The organism is Microtetraspora sp. AC03309 (genome assembly GCF_020826795.1).
Lineage (GTDB): Bacteria > Actinomycetota > Actinomycetes > Streptosporangiales > Streptosporangiaceae > Microtetraspora > Microtetraspora glauca.
This window is the reverse complement of sequence record NZ_JADDIL010000013.1, coordinates 54,252-70,878: the sequence shown is the minus strand read 5'-3', so window position 1 is coordinate 70,878 and position 16,627 is coordinate 54,252. Positions and strand designations below refer to the sequence as shown.

Genomic DNA, 16,627 nt, shown 5'->3' with positions numbered 1-16,627 from the left:
AACTTCTAGCCGCCGGGCGGGCGGAACTCAAACGGGGCTACCAGGTCCGGTAGCTACCCCACCACAGATTGGCTTCCATCTCGAAGGAGTTCCCGCCCGCGGGATCGCCGACGGTCAATTTGGAGTACGCCGACTGGGTCCCGTACGCGACGATGTATTCGGTGGCATTCCTGAACCGCGACCACTGCTCGGAATGCACCGCCTCATGCTTCTCAAGGTTGGGCCCGTACTGGTCCGCCACCTTGCGGCCGGCGACCTTCGCGATGTCGTCCCGGTCCTGCTTCTCCTCTCTCAGCCGGTTCTGGAACTCCTTCTTCGAGTATGGGTAGAAGTGGACGTCACCGACCGTCATCGGCTGGTCGCCTCCCGGTGAGCCGCCGTAGCAGACGTATTGCTGGGACCTTCGATCGCAAGAGCCGTTGCCCAAGGCCGTGTGGTACGTCAAGGCCAGCGCGTTCGCGCCGTTGATGTTGTTGCCCCAGTGGAACGGGCGCGTCACGAGCGCCTTCATCAGGTTGACCCCGGTGTCGTGCTTGACCGGCTTGCAGGCGCACCCGCCGGCCGGCGGTTTCGGCGACCGGCCCGGGGACGGGCGCGGCGTAGGCTTGGCCTTCTTCTTCGTGTGTTTGGGCGGGGTGGCGATGCCGGTCTTCGGGTCGAAGCCGACCTGCTTCTGCACCTTCTTGGAGCAGTTCCTCAGGTTGTACTGGCAGGAGTTGGGCCTGGACCCGATCTCCTCGCCCGTCGGGTCGCTGAATGTGGCCGGGTTGTTGTTCCCGTACGAGTAGCCGTTCAGGGACTGGCTCTGGTCCGTTGAGAGCACGGGGTCCACGCTCAGGAACCTGCCGGTGAGCGGGTCGTACGCGCGTGCCCCGATGGAGGTGAGTCCGGTGGTGGCATCGGCGGGTTTACCGAGGAAGCCCTTGTCGTCGGGCCAGTCGCCGCCGACCGTTTCACCACGCGGCGCGCCGAACGGGGTGGTGTAGCGCTTGGTGACGGCCTGGCTGGTCGCGTCCACCGCCAGCGAGGAGGTGCCGTGCGTGTCGCCGGCGAGGAAGGAGACCGTGTTCGCCCCCGTCTGCGTACTGCGCACCGCGATCACCTGGGCATCCGCCGAGTAGAAACGGCTGCTCCAGGTCTTGACGGTGCTCCCTGTCGTCTTCGAGTGGATCTCGGTGGCACCGAGGTACAGCACGCTCTCGCCGTCGCCCACCGCGCGGCGGATCAGCAGCGACCCGTCGGCGTCGTACAGGTAGGCGGTCTTCTGCGTGCCCTTGGTGACGGTGGCGAGGCGTCCCTGCGCGTCCCAGGTCAGCACCTGGTCACCGCGCCCGGTTGTGTTGCCGGCCTCGTCGTAGGCATAGGTGGCGGATACACCCGTGCAGGAGCCCGTGGCCGAGACAGCGGTGAGAGCGTGCGGCTGGGCGGTGCTGCCGTAGCAGTATGCCGAGGTGGTCGCGGAGGCGCCGGTGTACTGCGTCTCCGTGGTCCGCAGGCCCGCGTCGTTGTAGGCGTAGCCGGTACGGTACGGAGCCGCGCCGCCCAGCGTCTTGTCGGCGCAGTCGTCCGTGGCCGGCGTCCATGCCTCGGTCAGGCGGCGCTGCCCGTCGTAGGTGTAGCACTGGATGTCGCTTTGGCCGGCGCCGTCCAGGGTGGCGGTGTCGGCGATCTCGGTGACGTTGCCCGCGAGGTCGTAGTGGTAGGTCAGGTCCTGGGGTTTGACGGGCGTGGACTGCGTGGTGACGAAGGACCTCGTCAGCCGGTCGGTGCCCTCTTCGTAGGCGTTGTTGATGAAGGTCTTCTTCGCCTCCGTGGCCCCCGACAGGCCGAGGGTGAACTGCAGCGGCTGGCCGAGCGCATTGTGGTCGGCCTTCTGGAGGTAGTCGCTGGTGCCGGTGATCCCGACGACCTGCCCGGTCGGCGTGTAGGCCAGGCTGATCTTCTCCTCGGCGAGACCGCCGGTCGCGGGCTCGGTGGAGTTCTTCAGCGTGCCGTCGAGGTTGTAGGTGCTGGCGAAGGTGTAGCTGGTCTTCGCCGCTCCGGACCTGACCATCGGGTCGTTCGGGTCGAGGTCGAGTTCGGTGCTGGTCGCGCGGTACTGGCCGTCGTAGGCGAGGACCTTCTTGGTGTACGCCCTGCCGGAGACCCCTCCGTCGTAGCTGGTCGACGAGGTCAACATGCCCAGGGCGAGCGTGTCGTAGGTCCAGGCGGCGAGCTTGGTCGCGTCGGTGCGCGACCCGGACCACAGCCCGGTCTTGCGGTTGAGTTCGTCGTACTCATACAGCAGCCGGCTGCCGTTCGCGCCGGTGATGGTGTCGGTCTGGTCGAGCGCGGTGTAGGTGATGGTGCTCGCGCCCTTGTCGGGGTCGGTGATGCCGGTCTGCCGTCCGAACAGGTCATAAACGTACGACCATCTGGCGCCGTCGGGCCCCGTGATGGTCCGCTGCTTGCCGTCGGGGGTGTAGGTGAACCAGGTGGACGCGTACGATGCGCCACCCTGCATCAGGCCGCCGTATCCGGTGTCGGCGGGCGAGGGCGAGTTGTATTCACGGCTTTCGGCTGTGCGCCCCAGCGCGTCGGTGATGGTCCGGGTCGCCTTGCCCCCGGTCATCGCGCTGGTCGCGGTGGAGTCACCGGTGTAGGTGGTCGAGGTCGTCCACTTCTGCACGCCGTAGGTGAAGAACGTGCTGCTCACCTCGCGCCCCGCGCCATCGAAGTCGGTGATCGTCTGCTTGGGCGACTCGCCGTACTCCTCACGGGTGTAGGTGGCGTTCGGTGTCTTCTCCGAGTCGAAGATGTCGGCGTACGTTTCGTGGGCGAGGCCGCGCGAATCGTAGCGGGTGTCGGTCAGCAGGCGGCCGCCGTTCGGGGTGGGCTGCTGGGTCTGCATGGGCCGTAGCAGCGAGTCGAAGATCTCGTACGACCAGCTGGCCGTGGAGGCCGACTTGATGGTCGAGGTACCGATCGCCGGTGCCTTGCCCCGTTCGTACACGTAGGAGTAGGCGAAGCTGGGGGTCTGGCCGCCGTCCTTGCTCCGGTCGGGCAGCCACACCCCGGTCAGCCTGCCGAGGCCGTCGTAGGTCTGCTGGGTCTTGCCGTTGTTGGGGTCGTAGGTGCGCAGCGGCAGGCCGCGCATCCCGTCGAGGAAGGTGGTGATCTTCTGCTGCTTGGAGTTGGTGACCACGGTCTTGGTGGGGACGCCCGCGCCGGTCGGGGTGTAGGCGGTGGTGGTGGGGTTGTCCGCCGCGTCGGTGACGGTCAGCGGCCTGCCCAGCGTGTCGTAGGTGGTCGTGGCCGTGCGTTGCCAGCCGGTCGGGGGCCGCTCGTCGGCGGTGACGGCTGCCGGGTAGCCGGTGGCCCGCCCCGTCCAGGTCTCCTCGCCCTTGGTCGGCTTCTGGCCGGCCGACCAGCCGGTCGCGGCGGCGTTGTCGTACACGATGGCCGTGTCGGACAGCACGTCACCGGCGGTGGAGGAGTCGGTGGGCAACGACAGGTCGGCCTCCTTCACCGAACAGGGACGTCCCACCTCGCGAGTGCGGGAGACGAGCGAGTTGATGCCCTTGGTGTCGTCGCGTGCGTACCAGGTGCGGGTGCAGGTCTCGTCGCCGCTCTTGGCGGTGTCTCCGGTGCTGTCCTGTTTGACCGGCATGCCGTAGCCGTCGAACGTCGTGGAGGTGGTGGCGGTGCGCCAGGTCTTCGGGACGGTGAGGTAGGTGTGCGTCGAGGTCTTGCCGACGCGCACGTAGTACGCCTCGGTGTCGGCGTACGACTTGTGCTGGGTCGCGGTCTTCACCGACCAGGGGTCGTTGACCGTCACGTCGACCGGATCGGCCCCGTTGTAGGTGATCTCCTCGCGGGTGAGGCCCACGTGCTGCTCGGAGTCGGCGAGGTCGGGGACGTCGAGTCCGGCGACATCCAGGCCGGGCACCGAGACGGCGCGTCGTTTGTCGGGGTCGACGGTCCTGGGGGAACCGGACTTGAGCAGCCGGTCGCCGTTCATGCCCTGCAGGAAGACGGAGACGGTCTTGGTACGGGTGTGGTCGGTGTCACCGACGTAGGTGGTGACCTTCTGGTAGCCGCGCCAGAGTGACCAGGTGCGCTCGTCGGCCGGGGTGAACGGGCTGTCGTTGTAGTGCCAGGCCGGCTTCTCGTACTCGTAGGAGTACTCGGTGAGCGGGTTGGACCCCGCCGGATCGGCGGCGTTCACCGCGAGCACGCGGTACTTGTTGAACCAGTCGATGGAGGCGTCCGTGGCACCGTTGATGTGCCAGAACTGCGGGTAGCAGGACAGGGAGTTGTCGTCCTCGGCCTTCGGCATCAGCGAACCGCGCACGCACTCGGGCTCGTTGTAGGTGACCGTGGTGATCGCGCCGGTCTCCGAGGTGATCGTCTCGATGCGCGGCCTGGTCAGCGGCAGGATGTTGCCTCCGCCCGGCTGCGTGCCGCCGGCCAGCCGGTTGGACCGCATCACGTACGTGAACGAGACCGGGTCGAGCGTCAGGGCCGTGCCCGAGGACCCGGTGCGCACGATCGACTCCAGGGACAGCGTCTGGTCGGACGAGGTCCCGATGTCGCCGCCGTCCAGGTACTTCTGGGTGAACGCCCAGGAGTCAACCGGCGTGTACGCGGTCCCCGACAGGACGGACGTCTCGATCTTCACCAGTCTCTTGCGGGAGAAGAAGGCGGGGCTTTCCGGTTGGCAGTCGTCCTTCTTCTCGTCCTTCGTGCAGATGGCGTCGAAAGGAACGTCGGGCCAGTTCTGCGCGGTGTCCTTGGTGAGGCTGTCGCAAGTGGAGGCCGTGCAGCGCTCGGCGTAGGAGAAGGTCACCTTGTCCGGGGCGTCCACGGTGAAGAGCGCGTCGGACCGCTGTCCGTAGAGGATCTTCTCGAGGTAGCCTCCGCGCGTGTAGGCGGTGTTCGCGGTGGCGGCCTTGTTCTTCCGGTAGTAGTTGGTCTCCGCCGTGTACCAGTACGACATGGCGTTGCCGTGGGTGTCCTCGACGTAGTCGAGGTTCCACCGCCACGCCTGGGTGAGGGAGCGGTCGGCGAAGGCGCCGCCCTTGTTGTAGCCGGGCTCACCGGAGTCGTCGCCGTACACCGGGACCGTCCACACCGAGTTGGTGCGCTGGCTGCCCGCGCCGTCGAGCTTGTTCAGGCCGAAGACGTACTTGGTGCCGTCGCCGGTGATGACGGTCCAGTATTCGCCGTCGTCGTCGCCGTTGTCGGCACCGGTGGAGTGGATGACGGTTGAGGCGTCGTCGTTCTTCAGCCGCCACGTGCCGGTGGTGTCGTCCTTGACGAGTTCGGTGGATCTGCCGTTGAGGACGAGCGAGGCGTTGTCGTACTTCCAGCACAGGTCGTACTGCTTGTCGTGGCCGTCCTCGTGGCAGGTGCCGTACTGGCGGTCGATGAAGGAGGTGGCCGCGATCTCGAAGCCCTCACCGACCGAGGTGCCCTGGTTGTTGCTGGTGGACGTGCGCCCGTCGACGCTGCCCGAGTCGTAGGACAGGTCAAGCGAGGGCGCGGGTCCCGCCGCCGGCTCCACCGGGGCCATCGGGTACGACCAGGTGAAGGAGCCGGAGCCGTTGCCGGCCTCCCAGGTGGATGACGAGGTGAGCGGGGTGGCCGCGTAGTTGCCGCTGCCGTCGGGCGCCTCGCCTCCCTCGCCCGGGGCCTCGGCGGTCACGGCCAGCACGGCCGGAGCCGCTTCGAACGTGACCGGCGCGGAGAGGGTTTGCGCGGTGTAGGCGTTGTCGGTGTCCAGCGGGGTCTGAGTGCGGCACTCCTCCCGCTCGGGCGTGGTCGCCGCGCAGTCGGGCAGTCGTACGAGACGCAGACGGCCGCTCCACCCGCCGCCGTACACGGAGGCGAAGGCGGCGTAGCCGATGCTCAGCTTCGCGCTGCCCCGGGCCGGCGCCGATGCGGTCAGCAGCACCCCGTCCACTCCGGCCGCTTCGGCGGCGGCGCGGTCGAGCACCTGTACGCGGGCCTCCTGCGAACCGGCCGTCGCGGCGGCTGCCGAGCCGTCCGTGGGTGCCGTCGCGGTGGGCGCCGGATCGATGGATGCCAGGGTGACGGGGAGCCCGCCCACGCTGACGCTCTCGACGCCGTCGATCGGAACGTCAGCCGCGCCCGCCTCCGGCCACCGGTCGGCCGCACGCTCCTTGGCGGCCTGGTCGGCCGAGGCGTCGTTGCGCGCCTTGGACGCGGCGGCCCGATCCCGGGACTCCTTCGCCCCGCTCGCGTTCATGGCCCTGACCTTGCTCGATCGGTATTTCTGCACGGGAGGGGCGCCTGGTGGCCCCTCCGCCGCCGCCGAGGCCGTGGTCGTCACCCCCACGGGTAACGACATCGCCACCGCCATCGCGGCCACCAGGGCAGCACGTATTCCGGGCCGACGCATGACCCAACCTCCTCAAGAGGACAAGAGAGAACCCGCTGATCGAGCGGGGAAGTGAGACGTGCGGGGACCGGGGTGCCGGTCCCCGCACTGCCGTCAGTCGCCGATGACGGCGTCGATCTGGTCGGAATCGGACATGGCACCCACCCAGAGCCGCAGATCAGTGATCTTCGCCGGGAGGAAGTGGCCCCAGGAAGTCGAGCTGAAGCCCTTGCCGACCGCGAAGTCGCCCGATCCGGCCAGCGCGGTGTAGGCGATATCGAGGTCGTTCTGTTCGTAGCCGAGGTAGAGCCGCACAACGCGCCCGCCCGCCGCCAGGGCGTCGTAGACGCCGGTCAGCCGGACCGGGCTCTCCAGGCTCGCCGCGGCGTCGGAGCTCACCCAGCTCTTCGTGCCGTCCTTGTTGACCCGGCCGAAGCGCCAGAAGCCGACCGGGACGGTGATCTCGTTGCCGTCGTCGTCGAGCTGCGTCTCCTTTCCGGTCAGCTCGAACCAGATCCCCCATGAGGACCCGTCCGCCGTGCGCTGCCCGGCCACCTGGCCGACGGATCCGATCGGCATCGCGAGAACCTTGTCCCGGTCGAGCTCGACCTTCACCGTCACCGTGAACGAGCCCGTGTCGTCGACGACCGCGCCCGCGGTGGTGGCGGCGTCGTCCACGCCGTCCAGCACCAGGCCCTCACCGTCCAGCGACGCGCCGCCGGTCAGCCCCAGTGACCGGCCGTACCCGGAAAGCGAGTCGGGCAGCTGGGTTCCGGTGACGCCTGCGGGGCTCCAGTCCGCCACCAGCTCCACGTCGTTGCGCCCCGACACCGGGGACTCCGACCGCGCCTCCGCCGCGACCTCGTCCGGGGTCAGGACGCGCTGCCAGGCGGCGACCTCGTCGATGGAGCCGGGGAAGTAGTACTGGAAGATGTTGGCCCACTTGTAGCGGCCGATCTCGAACGGACCGGTGGCCGACCACGAACCGGACACGGTGGCGGTGCCCTGCGGCACACCGTTGACGTAGAAACTCAGCTTCTGCGTCGTCGGGTCGTAGGTGCCGGCCACGTGGGTCCAGGCGTTCGCCTGGGCCACGTTGTTCTTCGCGCAGACCCCGTAGTACGCGTTGCCCGTGGCCTCGTCCTTGTCCTTGACGCCGAAGCAGTAGGACACGCGGTCCTTGTCGTACCAGAGGTTGAAGGGGCTGTAGCCGCCGGAGCCGTCCTGCGACATCACGATGCCGGTCGTGGTCGTCCGGTCGAGCCGTACCCAGGCGGCGACCGTGTAGGCGGAGCGCGTCTCCAGCACGGGCCCCGAGGTGGACGCGTACCCCGACGTGCCGTCCAGGCCCATCCCCTTGTCGATCTTGGGGGTGGTCAGCGCGGCACCGCTGTTGTCGTACCAGAGCTCACCGCGCCGCCCGCGGGCGTCTCGCACGGCACCGCCGGCGAGCGTGGCGTCGTGGTGCCCCGTACCCGAGTCGACGGCGACGCCGGAGTCCTCGTCGAAGTGCCACCTGCCGACGGGACCCGCGCCCGTGGCGACCAGGAAGTCGACGACCGTGGTGGCGCCGTACCTGCCTACGTTGTCCTTGGCGCGGACGTACAGGCTGAACGTGCCGGAGGTCTGGGGAGTTATCACGACTTTGGCCGTGGAGCCTGTGATGTCCGCCGACCAGGTCGAGGCGGTGGACGGACGGTACTGGTACGCCACGTTGTTGCCGTCACCGGACGCCGGCGCGAAGGTGAAGGTCGCGCTTTGCCCCGGGCCTCCGGCCGGCGCACAGCTGGTGGTCGTGCACTGCTGGTACGGGGCGCCGACCGTGATCACGGGAGCCTGCGGCGCGGTCGGGTCGATCGTGAAGTAGCACCAGCCCGTGGTCGAGGCGTTGGAGGGCCCGGGCAGTTGCTTGGTGTAGTTGCTGTAGTACGAGCGCGTCCAGGACCGGTAGCGGTACAGCACCCCTTCGGACAGCGTCGGCGTGGACGCCGTCACCTTCACGTTGTCGCCGACATGGCCTGTCGTCGGCCGCTCCATGGTGGCGAAGGCGTTCGTCCAGGTCCCGTCGGAGTTCTTCTTGACGACGTCCATCGCCGCCCGCAGCATCGCCCCGGACTCGCCGCCTGAGGCGGTCTGCGGGATGGACGCCAGGGTGGGCGTGGGGGAGGAAACGACCGCGGGCGCGGACTCCTTCGTCTCACAGACGGTGCCGGAACCGGTGACGAGGCCGATGCCGGTCGGCAGCGCCGGCAGCCCGACATAGTCGACGACGAGTACGGCGTCGTTCCTGAACCGTTTCCAGGCGGAGGTGTCGCTCTCGCTGTGTGCCCGCAGCTCCAGCGTGAGCTTGGAGAACTTGCCCGCCGCGAAGTCCTTCACGGTCGGGGTCAGGTTCTCGTTGGTCTCGGCGGGGTTGTCCTTGAAATCGATGGGCGCGGTCGGCTGGCCCGGATCGCACGCCGAGCCGCGGCCCGCCGACACGTTCCGGTCGACCATCAAGTCGAGCTCCTTCGGCCGGCCGGACCAGGTCGTGGACGACGTGAAGTTGTTCGTACGGACGAGGTCGACCCACCGGGGTTCGCACTGGAACGCCCAGGGCTCGGTGACGCGGAACAACGCGCTCAGCACCTGCTTGCCCTTGAGGCTGGCGGGCGAGAACTGGAAGTACAACCGCTGGGTGTACCCGGGCCCGCAGTAGTAGCCGTTCCACGTGCCGCAGTGGCCGACGCCCTCACCTTGGTTGTCGCTGCCGTTGCCCCAGTTGTACGACTTGTAGCCGTCGGAGCGAAGCAGCGTCCTGTCGGTCTCCCCCCAGGTGACGGTCGGGTCGATGTAGACGGGGTACGCCGCATCGTCCTTCTGCCGCAGCAGCGTGGCATCGGGGACGAGGGCGAGCGTGTCCTTGCCGACCTCGATGGGCAGTTCGGCGTGCCCGGCCCCGGGAGCCGGCCCGTCGGCGGCCTCCCCCTCACCCGTAAGGGAGGCGGAACCCTCCGGCGTGGGCGAGCCGCTCGGGGTGGGCGTATCGGCCGGGTTGTCGGCGGATGTGCGCCCGGCGAGCGGCTTGGCGGCTTCCTCCGTCGCGCCGGCCCGGCCGGCGGTCGCGTCACCCGTGGAGTCCCACATCGCCGCGGGTGGCGAGGTGAAGACCTCTGTGGCGTTGCCGTCGGTCGCGGACATACCGCCGTCCGCGGTCTCCTCCACCTTCAGGCCGGACGACCTGAGCGTGTACTCGATCCGCGAGAGCGCGGGGTTGTCCGCGGCCTTCGCGGTCTTGACGATCAGAACCTGGCGGAAGCCCTCGGTTGTCGCGGTCATTCTAAGGTCGACGTCCGGCAGCACGTCGGTATAGGTGGCGTTCGGCCCGTCCAGCACCGGCGCCGGCAGAGTTCCCGGCCATCCCAGCTCAAGGGTCCGGCCATCCCGGGTCATCGTGAGGAGCCGCGCCCCGTCACCGCCCCCGGAGAAGGAGATCCCCACGGCGGCGGCCACCGGCCCCACGCTTCCATCGGCACGCCGCTCCAGCGTGGCATCGGGCGACACCCACGCGTCGTCCGGTCCCTTGACTCGGACGGGTACGGTCGTCTGCTCCAGACGGAACGACTCACCATCGGGATTGGCGTAGGTGGTGGTGAACTCGGTCCGGGCCCCGGTCACCTCGACCGATTCCCCGATTTCGGCAGCGCGGTCCAACACCTGCTGCCACTCGCTGAGTCGACCGGCGTCGGACTCGGTCCGGCCCTCGTCCGCCGCCATCGCGGCCGGAGGTGCCCCTGTCCCCAACAGAACACCCACCACGACCACGGCAGTAAGCGTGCGCCAACTCCGTAATCCGGGAAACCGGAACATGCGTTATCTCCCGTGCCGAATCAGCAAGATCGCCAACATTAAACGTTTACTGTCAGGTGTCTGTCAATGAAGATGGGGACGAGCTCGTCACGGATGAACCACAGGTGGCCGACCTGCCGGACGATCAACCGGAAGGCCGGCGCATGGAACTTCTTCATCAGCTTCGACGAGCGGCCATGGTGTCGTTCGCCCTGGTCACGGCGGTGTCCTTGAACAGGCTGACCTGCCCGGCCATCGACAGGACGGCCCGCCCGGACACCGGGACGACCGTGCCAGGGATCCGCTTGGTCTTGGTGTTCACGCCTTCGGTGCCGCCGTTGTGGAACGGCGAGGTGACGGCCGCGCGGACGGCGTCGCGGTCCTGGTCAAGGCCGCGAGTGAAGGTGCGTGGATGAGGGAGATCGGCGGCCTTGGCGGTGGCGATCCACGCGTCGAGACGGTCGGCGTTGCCCTCCCGTGGTCGCAGCAGGTCGGCGAAGCCGCGGACGAGTCCGGCCAGATCGATCATCTCCGGACAGGTGGCGATGGGGTCGCGAGCATGCGCAGGTCGTGTAGGGTGGCTGACTTTCTGGCACCCACAGGCGCACGACGAATCCCCGATGGCCGTGACCCCTGAAGGGGTCACGGCCATCGGTCTCGCCCGTCTCCTGCTCACCCGGCCCGACAACCTCACCGATGAGTACCGGTGCCTCCCGGATCAGTTCACCGAGGTGATCGCGATGGGTGACCTTGATATCGATTCCGACCGGGTCTGGCAGGGCTCGTAGCGGAGCAGGCGACCAAGAACGCTCCAGCCGCCTTCGGCCGACTCTTGGCGAAGAACTCGCGCCGTCACCCCAGCGGACAATATTCCGCTGGTTGGACTGAGGCCAGGGCCACGCTCGATCGCATCTCACAGGCCCGCTGGTGAACGACCTCTGAGGACCACGGGCCCGAACAGGCCCGTGACCCGCTGGCCGGGGAAGACGAAGTGGGTGGGACTGACCTCGTCGAGGTAGGGGGCGAGGGTGCCGAGCACGAGGATCTCGACCGTGTTCTCCCCTTCGTCCAGGTTTAGGTCGAAGACGTACGGCCAGCAGACGCGCACCCCGGCCGACCGCCCGTTCACGGTGACCTCCGCCGTGCCGCGCACCCGTCCCAGATCGAGCTCCGCCCGCCCGCGTCCCCCCGCGAGCCCGGAGGGACCGGGTTCCGTGGGCGCCGCGGAGGCAGGGAGCCGGACGGCGGTGCGGTAGCGGACACCGCCGCTGTATCCGGCCAGCCCCTGCGTCTCCCAGTCGCCGAGCTTGATCCGTCCGGGGCCGCAGGCGAACCTGACCGGTCCGGCCAGGGCCGCCCCGCCCTGGAGGCCGGGGAGGGTGGTGACCAGAAGCTCGGCCCGGCGGGCCGAGCCGTCGAGGACGGCGGGCAGGCCGGACTCCACGCCGTCGACGAGTACCCGGACCGGGCCGTGGACGTCGGCCTCCATCAGCGTCGCGCCGGGCGGGACGTCCACCTGGAACCGCTCGACACGTCCCGTCGCACCTGGCACCGCGAAGATCGCGGGCAGGGCGGTGGCGCGGGAGTCGATCCAACCCGCCTCGGGGAGGGGATGCGGGCGGGCGCGCAAGTGGAGCGCGGCGGGGTCGCCGTGCTGGCGCCGCCGCACGCCGGGTCCGCTCGTCCAGCCGGGGCCGGAGACCACCAGGCCGTCGGCCAGCACCGCCCCGTCCGACTCCACGCGGACGGTGTTGGGACCGGGACGGAGCAGGTGCGACACGTCGTAGCGGCGCACGCGCGGGATGTCCGCCTCGGCGTACGGGTCGAACCCGCCCTGCCTCCCGGCCTCGATTCCGTTCACCAGGACCATGCAGGGGGCGGTGGAGGCGATCTGGAGAACGCCCTCGCCGCTCTCTCCGCCCTCCACGACCGTCTCCAGCACGGGACCGGCGATCCACTCGGGCCTGCGCGCGGTCTCGGGATCCGCCGTGAAGGACACGTGCGCCCGTAGCGTGAGGTCCTCGTCGGGGACCAGCCGGAGTTCCAGCAGGTGCTCACCGGGCTCAAGCGGGCTCAGGCCGACGGCGAGGTATCCGGAGTCGTCGAGCGGCAGCTCCGTACCGTCCACCCGGACCTGCTTCGCCGCCGCCGCTCCGACGACCAGCCTGGCCTCCGGGGTTCCGGGCACGGTGACGCTCGTGCGGAACCAGGCGGCCCGGCCCGCAGGAACGGGGCCGAAGTCGAGGAACTCCTCCGGGACGTGTCCCTTCGGGCCGAGCGTGTCACGGTGAATCGGGTCCTTGTGCAGGCCGCGCGAGGTCGACCAGATCGCGGGACGCCAGTCGCCGTCCCCGGTCCGGCACAGGCCGTGCGGGCCGAACGTCGCGTGGACGGGTTCGCCGTCCGGAGTCTCCAGCGTCCACCGCTCGACCGTCGCGGAGGTGCCGAAGTCCCCCCAGGTGTCGTCCAGCGTCGGCACGAGCTCCATGTCCCACTCGTCGCCGAGGTCGATCTCATGCGTGTACGGCGCGTGTGACCCGGCGGCCGGTTCCGGCAGCCGTGCCTCCGGGGCCGCCGCCGGTTCCGCCGCCTCGGGGACCGTCCCCTGGCCGGGGAACAGGAGCAGGGCGGCGGGACCGTCCTCGAAGGGGACGGTCACCTCGACGACGCCGTCATCGAGCGTGTACGGCAGAGGGCGGAGCTCGCCGCTGAAGGGGCTTGCCAGCAGGGGCGTCCCCGTGACGTCACGGATCCGGACCCGCATCTCCCGCCGGTAGCGGCCGGAGTCGAAGTCGCAGGTCGCGTCCAGCCAGCCCAGCTCGACGCCGCGCTCCTCCGGCCTGCCGACGCCGATCTCGCTCGCCCTCGGGAAAGCCGCGGTCAGGAAGACCACGGTCGTGCCGTCCACCTCGCGCACCAGTGGTGGCACGGGAGCCTCGACCTGGGGGACGTATCCCGCCAGCCCCTCTGCGAGATCCGCGGCCGACGCGACGGATCGAGCCGCGCCTCTTCCGGGACCCGCCCCGGACCCCCTCGCGGAGCCGCCGACCGAGCCTTCCCCGGCTTCGGCGGCGTCCCCTCCAGCGGTCCTCTCGAAGTGGCGGCGGAGTCGCGGGGAGTCCGGGAGCGCCCCGACGGCGACCAGCAGGCCGCCGTCCGCCACGAACCCGTCCAGCCGCTCGGCGGTCACCTCGTCCAGGACGGTCGTCGCAGGGAGGACGACCACCCCGTACGACTCGGTGGACACCTTGAGCCTTCCGTCCGCGACCACCGCGCGCTGGACGGACTCCTCGTCGATCACGTCGGCGTCGAGGCAGAGCCGGTCGAGCGCGCCCGGCACGGTCTGGAACCAGGCCATGTCGCCCACGAGCTCCCGGTAGACCCGCTGCGCCCGCGCCGCCGCGTCCCGGTCGCCGGTTCCGGACCTCGCCGCGTCCCCGCCGTCCTCGCCGGAGCCGTGGGCCGTCCCGGGGGGTGCGGTGCCCGCCTGGGCGGTGGCCGTGGGGAACAGGACCGCGACGTCGCAGAGGTGGCGGCCCAGGGAGAGAACCGCGCACAGGCGGGTGACCGCGTCGGCGAAGACGCGGTGGTGCCGCCAGTACGGCTGGCGCCAGTCGGTCGACGGCGGCGCCCACTCCCACCAGCCGGCCCTCGTCGTGTAGTAGACCGCGTGCGGGTTGTAGAGGTTGGCCCCCGCCCGCAGCCAGGGCAGCAGCCAGTCGAACGTCTCCTCCAGCGTGCCGCCCCAGCCGCTGGAGTGGAACGCCTCGATCCACGTGCGGGGCCGGCCGTACAGGTGGGCGAGGGAGGAGTGCACCCGTGCGTCCCCGTGGTGGTCGGAGCCGGGCGCGCTGAACCAGCGGTGCGTGCGCGTGTAGTCGGCGTATAGCTCGACGCCCTCCACCGGGTGCCCCGCGCGGGCCGGGTCCTGCTGGTCGCAGCCATTGAGCAGACCGTGCTCGGCGTGCCACTCGGCCAGCGGCCGGAAGAACGCCTCCTCGGCGAGCTCGGCCCTGGTCCGCTGGTAGTCGCGCCAGACGGAGGGGCCTCCGTCCCGGGAGAACGGGTAGCCGCGCCTGGCGAGGAACTCCTCGCTGAACGTCGCCGACCACGTGGGCATCGACGGCAGCTCGTCCTGGAACGAGCCGGCGATCACGCTGCCGAACCGGTGGCCCAGCCGCCGCGCGAACTCGCCGTGCACCCGGTCGAGCAGCACCTCGCACGCCGTACGGGACAGGTAGTCGAACCCGCGGAGCGACACCGAGCCGTCGGCTGCCAGCCACTGCCCGGCGAAGGCCGGGTTCTCCTGCACGAGGCGGGCCTGCAGGTCGGCGCCGGAGAAGCCCAGCTGGTCGTAGAACCACAGGCGCGCGCCGACACGCAGGGCGTCCTCGCAGACTCCGTCCAGCAGTTCCCACCACGCCTCCGACAGGAACGGAGGGTCGTCGGCGTCGGCGCCGAACAACGGTCCCGACGGGGCCAGGTTCAGGATGACCAGGTTGTGCACGCCGCCCGCGACGAGGCGCTCCATCTGCCAGCGCAGCCGTTCCCTGCGCAGCGGCTCGCCGCTCCACCACCAGATCGCCGCGGGTGAATGGCTGCGGGGCGGGTTCCGCAGCGCGTCGAACACGTTCATCGAATACCTCCGGTGGAAGACCCCGGCCTCCCGCCGGAGACGGGCGTCAGCCCTTGAGACCGCTGGAGAAGCCCTTGATCACGTACTTCTGCAGCACCAGGAAGACCGCCACGATCGGCAGCGCGGCCAGCACCAGTCCGGCGAAGACCAGGCCGTAGTCGGAGACATACTGGCCGACGAATGCGAAGATGCTCACCGGGACCGTCTCGAAGCCGGATCCGCCGAGGTAGAGCAGCGGCGTGAAGAAGTCGTTCCAGATGAAGACCGCGTTGAGGATCAGCACGGTACCGGTGATCGGCCGCAGCAGCGGGAAGACGACCCTGGTGAAGGCGGTGAGGTGCGAGGCGCCGTCGATCTGGGCGGCGCTCGCGTACTCCCGGGGGAGCGCCCGGATGAAGCCGGTGTAGAGGAAGACCGTGAACGGTAGCTGGATGCCGGTGTAGAACACGATCATCCCGGTATGCGTGCCGATCAGGCCCAGGTCGTTGACCAGTCCGTACAGCGGGATCATGCCGAGCTGGAACGGCAGCACGATGCCGAGCAGGAACAGGACGTACAGCGCGTAGCCGAGGCGGGTCGCGGTCCGGGCCAGGAAGTAGGCGGTGAACGAGCCGAGCCCGATCAGCGCGATCAGGCTGACCACCGTGATCACCGTGCTGTTGATCAGCGACGGGCCGAGCGCCGCCGCCGACCACGCCTCGGCGAAGTTGGCCATGGTGGGCGGGTTCGGCGGCGAGAGGGGGGTCTGCGCGATCTGCCCGGGGTCCTTCAGCGCCAGGGTGACCAGCGCGTAGACCGGGAAGAGGAACGCGACCGCCACCGCGATCATGACGATCTCCAGCAGGAAGGTCCTCGACCTCACTGGGCCACCTCCCGGGAGCGCAGGTAGTAGATCTGGACGAGTGAGACCGCCGCCACGAACAGGGCGAGCACAAGTGCGATCGCCGTGCTGTAGCCGAACTTGCCGTAGACGAACGCCTGCTTGTACAGGACGGTCGACAGGGTCTCGGTGGCGTAGCCGGGGCCGCCGTTGGTCGCCGCGAACACCTGGTCGAACAGCTTCAGCCCGCCGATCGTGGACAGCATCAGGTTGATCGTCAGGGCCGGGGCGAGCAGCGGCCAGGTGACGTAGCGGAACCGCTGGAGCGTGCCCGCCCCGTCGATCATCGCGGCCTCGTGCAACTCCTTCGGGATGCCCTCCAGCCCGGCCAGGAAGATGACCATCGAGTAGCCGGCGTACTGCCACACGACCATGCCCGCGATCGACCACAGCGCGACCGACGGGTCACCCAGCCAGTCGACCTCCAGGCCGAGCAGGCCGTTCAGGCCCGTGGAGGGGTCCGGGGTGTAGACGTACTTCCACAGGAAGGCGACCATGACCGGGCTGACCACGACGGGGGCGAAGAAGACCACCCGCAGCAGCGCGCGGCTCTTCAGCCGGGCGTGCACGCCGAGCGCGAGCAACAGCCCCACGCCGTTCTGCACGACCAGGATCGCCACGGTCAGCATGAGCGTGTTCCCGAGGGAGCCCATGACCTGCTCGTCACCGAGGATCGCCTGGAAGTTCGACAGCCCGACGAAGGACATGTCCTCGCCGACCCCGCTCCAGTCGGTGAAGGCGTAGAACACGCCGACGACGCTCGGGTAGAGCACGACCGCCGCGTAGACGAGCAGGGCGGGGACGGCGAACAGCCAGGAGGGGGAGAGACCGGTCAGGGGCCTGACCCGCCGCGTCCGCACGGCGGGTGGCGCGTCGACCGGCCGGGTCGCCAGGGTCACGA

The 16,627-nt window shown here is 69.6% G+C and carries 6 protein-coding genes and 1 pseudogene; 1 reads left to right on the top strand and 6 read right to left on the bottom strand.

Annotated elements, in window-relative coordinates; genetic code table 11:
- Positions 1-37 precede the first annotated feature (37 nt).
- From IMZ11_RS09700 to IMZ11_RS09690, 3 genes and pseudogenes are all read right to left on the bottom strand, one after another.
- On the bottom strand, positions 38-6,403 hold the full coding sequence (locus IMZ11_RS09700; RefSeq protein ID WP_228639762.1) for an RHS repeat-associated core domain-containing protein: 6,366 nt from the start codon (positions 6,401-6,403) through the stop codon (positions 38-40).
- Positions 6,404-6,496: 93 nt separating this feature from the next.
- Positions 6,497-10,177 (bottom strand): LamG domain-containing protein, encoded by a 3,681-nt coding sequence (locus tag IMZ11_RS09695; RefSeq protein WP_228639760.1) that lies wholly within the window; start codon positions 10,175-10,177, stop codon positions 6,497-6,499.
- Between the two features lie 331 nt (positions 10,178-10,508).
- Positions 10,509-10,754, bottom strand: a pseudogene (locus IMZ11_RS09690) (transposase); the annotation flags it as partial.
- A gap of 76 nt (positions 10,755-10,830) precedes the next feature.
- On the opposite strand from IMZ11_RS09690, the gene IMZ11_RS09685 reads away from it, so the two are divergent.
- Entirely contained in the window at positions 10,831-10,998 is a 168-nt protein-coding gene (locus tag IMZ11_RS09685; protein WP_228639889.1) for a hypothetical protein, read from the top strand.
- A gap of 125 nt (positions 10,999-11,123) precedes the next feature.
- Here IMZ11_RS09685 and IMZ11_RS09680 read toward each other — a convergent pair whose 3' ends face one another.
- From IMZ11_RS09680 to IMZ11_RS09670, 3 genes are read right to left on the bottom strand one after another with little or no spacing between them, the layout of a single operon-like run.
- On the bottom strand, positions 11,124-14,846 hold the full coding sequence (locus IMZ11_RS09680) for a hypothetical protein (protein ID WP_228639759.1): 3,723 nt from the start codon (positions 14,844-14,846) through the stop codon (positions 11,124-11,126).
- A 46-nt stretch (positions 14,847-14,892) separates the two neighbouring features.
- Positions 14,893-15,708: a carbohydrate ABC transporter permease gene (locus IMZ11_RS09675; RefSeq protein ID WP_228639756.1), complete on the bottom strand. Its 816-nt coding sequence runs from the start codon at positions 15,706-15,708 to the stop codon at positions 14,893-14,895.
- Positions 15,705-16,625 carry a carbohydrate ABC transporter permease gene (locus tag IMZ11_RS09670; protein WP_228639754.1) on the bottom strand — a complete coding sequence of 307 codons (921 nt, stop codon included), beginning with the start codon at positions 16,623-16,625 and terminating at the stop codon, positions 15,705-15,707. Before IMZ11_RS09670 ends, IMZ11_RS09675 begins: the two co-directional genes overlap by 4 nt.
- Positions 16,626-16,627 lie beyond the last annotated feature (2 nt).

Excerpts from the sequence above, each read along its gene's own strand:
- IMZ11_RS09700 (WP_228639762.1), bottom strand. The coding sequence starts at position 6,403 with ATGCGTCGGCCCGGAATACGTGCTGCCCTGGTGGCCGCGATGGCGGTG.
- IMZ11_RS09685 (WP_228639889.1), top strand. The coding sequence starts at position 10,831 with ATGGCCGTGACCCCTGAAGGGGTCACGGCCATCGGTCTCGCCCGTCTC.
- IMZ11_RS09680 (WP_228639759.1), bottom strand. The coding sequence starts at position 14,846 with ATGAACGTGTTCGACGCGCTGCGGAACCCGCCCCGCAGCCATTCACCC.